Genomic DNA, 7276 nt, shown 5'->3' with positions numbered 1-7276 from the left:
CTTCAACACGATGCGCTGGCAGTTATGGCTGTTCTGAGCCCGCCAGAAGAGCCATAACTGCCAGCGCATCCCGGGCCGACCCTGTTACAGAGGGTCAACCCTGCTTCACAGGGTGAGGTCCTTGCCCTTCGTTTCCGGGATGGTGAAGACAAACACCGCGGAGATGGCGAGTAGAAGCACGGCGTAAACGTTGAACAGCTGCGGCATCTGCACGGTGGTGCCGAGCCACTGCTGGAGGTAGGGTGCGGTGCCGCCGAAGACCGCCACGCAGATCGAGTACGGGACCCCGACGCCCACGGTGCGGATGCTCGTGGGGAACAATTCGGCGTAGACGGCCGGCACGATCGCAGCGCTGGCGGCGATGAAGATCAGCATGACGGACATGCTGACGGCCAGCTGCCAGGCGGAATCCTTGAGCAGGGCGGTCATCGGGAAGTGCATGATGCCTGCGCCGATCGCACCGGCCCACAGCACCTTCTTGCGGCCGATGCGGTCCGCCAGTTTGCCCCAGAAGGGCAGCGCCGCGATGAACACGATATTGCCGATCACGCCGGCCCACAGGGCCTCGCCGCGGTCGATCTTCAGCGCGGTGGTGGCGTAGCTGGGGGCGACAACACCCCAGATGTAGTAGATGACGGTCAGGCCAACCGTCAGGCCAATCACCTGAAGGGCCTGCTTGCGGTGCCGGACAATCTGCGGCCAGATCGGGGCGCGCTTCTCCGCCGCGGCTTCCCCCTCAAAGACGTCCGTTTCGTGCAGCCGGGACCGCATGATCAGCGCGTACAGGCCCATGGCCGCGCCGATCAGGAACGGGACGCGCCAGCCCCACGCGTTCATGACTTCAGTGCTCAGGGTCATGTTCAGCACGGCACCCAGCAGGGTTCCGAAGAGGATTCCCACCGTGCCGGAGGTGTAGATCAGGGTGGCCCAGTAGCCGCGGTGTTCCTTCGGCGCCATCTCGGACAGGTAGGTCTGCGACGACGGCAACTCCCCTCCGTGCGCCAGTCCCTGGACCAGGCGCGCCACCAGGAGCGTCAACGACGCCCAGACCCCCACCGCGGCGAAGGTCGGCGCGATGCCGATCATCAGGCTGCCCACCGACGCCAGCCCCACCGCCAGGGTCATGGAGGCCTTGCGGCCGATCCGGTCGCCGATCCAGCCGAACAGGAAGCCGCCGAACGGGCGGGCAACGAAGCCGACGGCGAAAATCGCCAGCGTGGACAGCACCGCGGACGCAGGGTCCGACTTGCTGAAAAGCTGGCTGGCGATGAACGGCGTGAACGTGGCGTAGATGGCCCAGTCGTACCATTCAACGGCGTTGCCGATGCCGGTGCCGATGATCGTCTTGCGGGTGGATGTCCGGGTTGCCGGCGTCGTGGACGCGGTTGTAATCATGGTCTTCTCCCTCGGGGGTGGGGCTAGGAAAGGGTGGAGGCAGCGGCGACAGGGGCAGCCGCGGCGGGGGCGTCTGCTGCCGCAAGCGCGGCCAGCCTCGATATGGCGAGCTCCGCGTAGAGTGCGGCGCCGTCAGCCAGCACGCCGTCGTCGAACGTGGCGTACGGGGAGTGATTGAACGCGGAGGCGGCGGGGTCGGCGTCGCGGGGGACGGCGCTGAGGCCGATGAACGTGCCGGGGACCTCGGCGAGCACCCTGGAGAAGTCTTCGGAGCCGCTCAGCGGGGTGGCCCAGCGGGCGAGCCGGGAATCGCCGAACAGGGTCTCAATGACGTTCTCCGCGGTGTGCGTTTCGTCCTCGTCCGTGATGGTGAGCGGGTACTCCTGCTGGTAGTCGACGTCGACGTCGAGGCCGTGCGCCGCTGCGATGCCCTTCAGTAGGCGCGGCACGGCGTCCATCATTTTCTGCCGGGATTCCTCGGAGAAGGTCCTGATGGTGGCCTCGATGCGTGCGGTTTCCGGGATGATGTTGCGCTTGGTGCCGGCCTGGAGAACCCCGACGGAGAGGACGACGGGATCGAACATGTTGAACTGGCGGGTGACCATGACCTGGAGGGCGGTGACCATCTCGGCGGCCGCCGTTACGGGGTCCTTGGCCGAATGCGGGGCCGAACCGTGGCCGCCGGCACCGAGTACCGTGACCACCAGCCCGTCGGACGAGCTGAGCATGACGCCGGGTTTGGTGCAGAACGTGCCGTGCGGTTCGAGGGCGGAAAAGACGTGCATGCCGTAGGCGGCGTCCACGCGCCGGCCGGCGGCATCCAGCACGCCTTCGCGGATCATGTGGCTGGCGCCGTCGAAGCCTTCCTCTCCGGGCTGGAACATCAGGACGACGTCGCCGGCCAGCCGGTGCCGGCGTTCGGCCAGGAGGGTGGCGGCTCCTGCCAGCATGGACGTGTGGAGGTCATGGCCGCAGGCGTGCATGGCGCCGTCGATCCTGGACGTGTAGTCCACGCCCGTCTTCTCCTGTACCGGCAGGCCGTCCATGTCGGCGCGGAGGAGGACGGCGGGGCGGGAGCCGGCGCCCGTTCCGGGAGCCTGGCCGCGCAACACCGCAGTGACCGACGTCGTGCCCTGGCCCAGGGTGATCTCGTAGCCGAGCCCGTCGAGCGCCTTCAGCACTTTTTCCTGGGTCCGCGGGAGCTCCAAGCCGATCTCGGGCTCCCGGTGCAGTTCATGGCGGAACCGGGCCAGGTCCGCCTGCATTTCCCGGGCGTCTGCGGTGATCGGCACGTTTTCTCCTTGCTTGTCGTTTGTCGGAATCGCGTGATTGACGAATTGGTTTTGTCGCTGCGGCTTGGTGCGGGTCCGGTGAGGACTGCCTGCGTCTATTCTGAAGTGACATGGTTCACATGCGGCTAAAGACCTGAAAAAATGCAAAAACCGGCTGGGGTCGCAGTTTTCGTGCACAAATGAGGGGAATAGTAATGGAACTCAGCGAGGACGACCTCGCCCTGATCAACGTCCTGCAGATCGCTCCGCGCCTGAGCTGGGCGGATGCCGCGGAGGTGCTGGGTGCCCACGCCACCACCCTCGCCGCCCGCTGGGAACGGTTGCGGGCCTCAGGCGTCTCCTGGGTCACCGCCCACCTGATCGGCGACCCGCACCAGATGTGTCTGGCGTTCGTGGCCGTGGATTGCGAAATGAACCGGCGCGAGGACGTCACCGCCCGGCTCGCCGAGATGCCGGAAATCGTCACGGTAGAGGAGGCAGCCAGCAACCGGGACCTCATGCTCACCGTCATTACGCCCTCCCTGGACGACTTCAGCCTGAAGGTCATCGCGCGATTGAAGGAGATCGACGGCCTCGTTAAATACCAGACCGCGCTGTGCACCAGACTGCACGCAAGCGGCGGCTCCTGGCGGCTCAACGTGCTGAGCCGGGCACAGCAGGCCGCCGTGCGGGCATTGGCCGGCGCCGAGACCGCCGGAACCGCCCAGGCCGCCAGCCTCGGACCGTTGCCGGAAAGCCACCTGGCGCTCCTGCCGTTCCTGGCCAGGGACGGACGCGCCACGGCGGCCGACATTGCCCGCGGTCTGGGCCGGCACCCTGCGACCGTCCAGCGGCAGCTCAACCGGGTGCTCGCCAGCGGCATCCTGTCATTCCGGTGCGAGGTGGCCCAGAAGTTCTCGGCCTTCCCCGTGACCTGCCAGTGGTTCGTCAACGTCCCCGCCGGCCGGCATGAGGCAGCCGCGGTCGAGCTGAAGACCATGCGGAACGTGAGGCTCAGCGCCTCCACCACAGGTCCGACGAACTTCGTGATCATTATGTGGCTGCAGTCCCTGGCCGACGTCATGACGATCGAGCTGGCGTTGCAGCAGAAGGTGCCCGGGATCGAGCTCGTGGAAAGCGTCGTCATGCTGAGCACCGTGAAACGCGTGGGGTGGATGCTGAATCCTGACTCGCGGGCGAGCGGCGCCGTCGTGGTCCCGGCCCAGGGACTCGATGCGGCCGGCTGACGTGACCGGGCGGCCGGGGCCGGGGCACGCAGCTGATGTGCGCGGGGTGCCCCTCTTGTAGGCTGTGGCACGTGCCCCGAACCGACCCACACGATAGTCAGAAAATCAGTCGGAAATCCAGTCAGAAACCTAGTCGGAACTCCAGCCAGAAATCCAGCCAGGAATCCAGCCAGGAATCCGTCCCGGAATCAGCCGGCATCTTCCACCGCAGCTACCTGCTGGTGACGCTCGGTGCTTGCGCGCTGGTGTTCCTGGCGGCCTTCGAGTCCCTTGCGGTGACCACCATCATGCCGCTCGTCAGCCGGGAGCTGGACGGCGCAAGCCTCTACGCGTTGGCCTTTGCCGGGCCGCTGGCTACCGGGGTGATCGGCATGGTGGCCGCCGGCAGCTGGTCCGACCGCAAAGGGCCCGTGGCGCCGCTCCTGGCCGCGGTGGGCATGTTCGTGCTGGGCCTGCTCATCGCCGGTACCGCCGGGACCATGCCGGTTCTCGTCTCCGGGCGGCTTGTCCAGGGACTGGGCGGGGGTGCGCTCACGGTGGCCCTCTACGTGGTCATCGCCCGGGTCTACCCGCCGGTGCTGCATCCGAAGATCTTCGCCGCCTTTTCCGCGGCCTGGGTCATCCCGTCGCTGGTGGGCCCGTTCGCTGCCGGCGTCGTGGCGCAAGTGGCCGGCTGGCAGTGGGTCTTCCTCGGCGTGGTGGGACTCGTGGTCCCGGCCCTGCTCCTGACGGTCCCGGCCTTGCGCGGCCTGCACGGAACCCCGGCCGCCGCCGCAGCCCCAGGGTCGGCAGGCGGTGATGCGGCAGCCGTGGAGACTGCCGGGGGTGCCCGTCCGCCGGGCGGTCCGGCCAAGTTGGCGTTGGCAGCCCTGGCAGCGCTCGCCGTGCTGGGCCTGAACCTGTCCGCCGGGGTCCCGGGGGCCGGCGGCGTGCTGGCGGCGGCCGCCGTCGCCGTCGCACTTCTGGCCGTCCGTCCCCTCATGCCGCGCGGAACCCTGACCGCCCGGCGCGGCCTGCCGAGCGTCATCCTCACGCGCGGGCTCGCGTCCGCGGCATTCTTCGGCGCCGAGGTCTATCTGCCGTACCTGCTCGTGGAACGCTATGCCTTTGCCCCCACTTTTGCGGGCCTCACGCTCACCGGCGGTGCCATCGCCTGGGCGGCGGCCTCGGCCATCCAGGGCAGGCTGGGAACCCGGCTGGAGCACCGGCGGGCGGTGCGGATCGGCTCGGCCCTGGTCCTCGGTGCCGTTGTCCTGGCGTTCGTGACGACGGTACTGGCCTGGCCGGCCGCTGTCGCGATCGCGGGCTGGATCCTCGCCGGGGGCGGCATGGGGCTGATGTATCCGCGCCTGAGCGTCATGACCCTGGCCCTCTCCACCCGGGACACGGAGGGCTTCAACAGCTCGGCCATGTCCATCTCGGATTCGCTCGGCGGCGCCCTGGCCCTGGCCGGCACGGGAGTCGTGTTTGCCGCGTTCTCGACAGCGACGACGACGGCGGCGTCATTCGCCGGAGTCTTCGCGCTGACGGCGGTGATCGGCGTCGCCGCCGTGGCTGTCGCGCCGCGCGTCGCCGTCGTCCCGGCTGCCGTCAGGACGCGGGAGTAAAGGCACCGCCGGCGATCGCACGATCAACGGCAGGAGCCCCGGCCGGAAGAATCCGGTCGGGGCTCCTGCACGTCCCGTCACGGCGTGTCCGTGCCGGGGCGTCTCTGTCGAGGCTTAGCGGAGGCTCAGGGGTCAGACGGTGGTGCGGACGACTTCCTCCGAGCGGACGGCCTGCCATTCCACAATCCGCGCCTGCTGCAGCGGTGTCTTCCGGTTGAAGTGCCAGGCGGCACCCAGCAGGAGGAACCAGATGGGGGCCACGAAGAGTGCCAGGCGGGTGTCATCGGCCTGGGCCAGCGCCACGAGCATGAAGACGAAGAACGCGAGGACCACGTACGGCATGAAGGCGGAGCCGGGCATCTTGAACTTCGACGCCGCGTGCAGGGCCGGCCGACGGCGGCGGAAGACGATGTAGCTGATCAGGATCATGGACCACACGAACATGGTCAGCACGGACGCCACGGAGGTGACGATGGTGAACGCGCCGATCACGGAGTCGCCGGCGTAGAGCAGGACGAGTCCGGCCAGCAGGAAGATGCAGGAGAACAGCAGCGCGTTCTGCGGGACCTTGCGGCTGCTCAGCTTTCCGAAGGCTTTCGGCGCGTTCCCGTCCTGGGCCAGGCCGTAGATCATGCGGGAGGTGGAGTAGATCCCGGAGTTGGCGCTGGAGGCCGCGGAGGTCAGGACCACAAGGTTGATGACCACGGCGGCGATCCCCAGCCCGGCGAGCGTGAACATGCCGATGAACGGGCTGCTGGCGGGATCGATGGTGCGCCACGGGTTGACGGCCATGATGACCACCAGGGCGCCGACGTAGAAGAGCAGGACGCGGACCGGGATGGAGTTGATGGCACGCGGCAGGTTCTTCTCCGGGTCCTTGGTCTCGGCGGCGGCAGTGCCCACCAGTTCGATGCCGGCAAAGGCGAAGATCGCAATCTGGAAACCGAGGATGAAGCCGAACATGCCGTGCGGGAACATGCCGCCGTCGTTCCACATGTTGGCGAGGTTCGCTACCGCGCCGTTGGGGGACGTGAAGTGGGTGGCGATCATGACCGCGCCGGTGGCGATCAGGGCCACGATGGCTACGACCTTGATGATGGCAAACCAGAACTCCGCTTCACCGAACGCCTTGACGGTGGGGAGGTTCAGGAGGACCAGCACCACGGGGGTGAGCAGCGCCGGGATCCACAGGGGGGTGCCGGGCGCGAGCTTGTCCACGTAGCCGGAGATGGCGACGATGTCCGCCACTCCGGTGACAACCCAGAAGAACCAGTAGGACCAGCCGGTGAAGAAGCCGGCCCAGGGGCCCAGGAGGTCGCCGGCGAAGTCACTGAAGGATTTGTAGTTCAGGTTGGAGAGCAGGATCTCGCCCATGGCCCGCATGACGAAAAACAGCATGAAGCCGATGATCATGTAGACGAAAATCACGGACGGGCCGGCGAGGGAGATGGTCTTGCCGGACCCCATGAACAGGCCGGTGCCAATGGCGCCGCCGATGGCGAGCAACTGGATGTGGCGGTTGCCCAGGGCTCGGGCGAGGTGCGGCTCGCGGCTCCCGGCGCCGGATGCGCCGTGGGCGGAGGCGGCGGTTCCAGCAATTTCAGATGGTGCAATGTCGGATTCTGCAGTGGCCGGAGCGGCCGTGGTGATGCGTTCAGACATGAGGCTTCTTCCTTGTCACAGGCGGTCGCAGCGGGCGGGGGTTCCGCGATGCGGTCCGCACGGATCCGTCAGAGTGTGACGGAGGTAACAGTTT

5 protein-coding genes are annotated in these 7276 nt (G+C 67.6%); 2 read left to right on the top strand and 3 right to left on the bottom strand.

Annotated elements, in window-relative coordinates; genetic code table 11:
* Positions 1–105: 105 nt before the first annotated feature.
* Together AC1DBQ_RS10745 and AC1DBQ_RS10740 are read right to left on the bottom strand one after the other, a co-directional pair.
* A complete protein-coding gene (locus AC1DBQ_RS10745; RefSeq protein ID WP_476928484.1) occupies positions 106–1395 on the bottom strand; it encodes an MFS transporter in 1290 nt (429 codons plus the stop codon).
* A 23-nt stretch (positions 1396–1418) separates the two neighbouring features.
* Positions 1419–2687 carry a M20 metallopeptidase family protein gene (locus AC1DBQ_RS10740; RefSeq protein ID WP_476928483.1) on the bottom strand — a complete coding sequence of 423 codons (1269 nt, stop codon included), beginning with the start codon at positions 2685–2687 and terminating at the stop codon, positions 1419–1421.
* 194 nt (positions 2688–2881) lie between these two features.
* Here AC1DBQ_RS10740 and AC1DBQ_RS10735 point away from each other — a divergent pair, with 194 nt between their 5' ends.
* Positions 2882–3913, top strand: a complete 1032-nt coding sequence (locus AC1DBQ_RS10735) for an Lrp/AsnC family transcriptional regulator (RefSeq protein ID WP_476928482.1) — start codon at positions 2882–2884, stop codon at positions 3911–3913.
* A 215-nt stretch (positions 3914–4128) separates the two neighbouring features.
* A complete protein-coding gene (locus tag AC1DBQ_RS10730; RefSeq protein WP_476928486.1) occupies positions 4129–5520 on the top strand; it encodes an MFS transporter in 1392 nt (463 codons plus the stop codon).
* Between the two features lie 132 nt (positions 5521–5652).
* Here the strand turns inward: AC1DBQ_RS10730 and cycA are convergent, their stop codons facing one another.
* The gene (gene cycA, locus AC1DBQ_RS10725) at positions 5653–7182 is read right to left on the bottom strand and encodes a D-serine/D-alanine/glycine transporter (RefSeq protein WP_476928481.1); all 1530 of its coding nucleotides are present in this window, start codon (positions 7180–7182) and stop codon (positions 5653–5655) included.
* Between the last annotated feature and the right edge of the window lie 94 nt (positions 7183–7276).

The organism is Arthrobacter sp. 10T413_2 (assembly GCF_056394205.1).
This window is presented reverse-complemented; position numbering and strand designations above follow the sequence as displayed.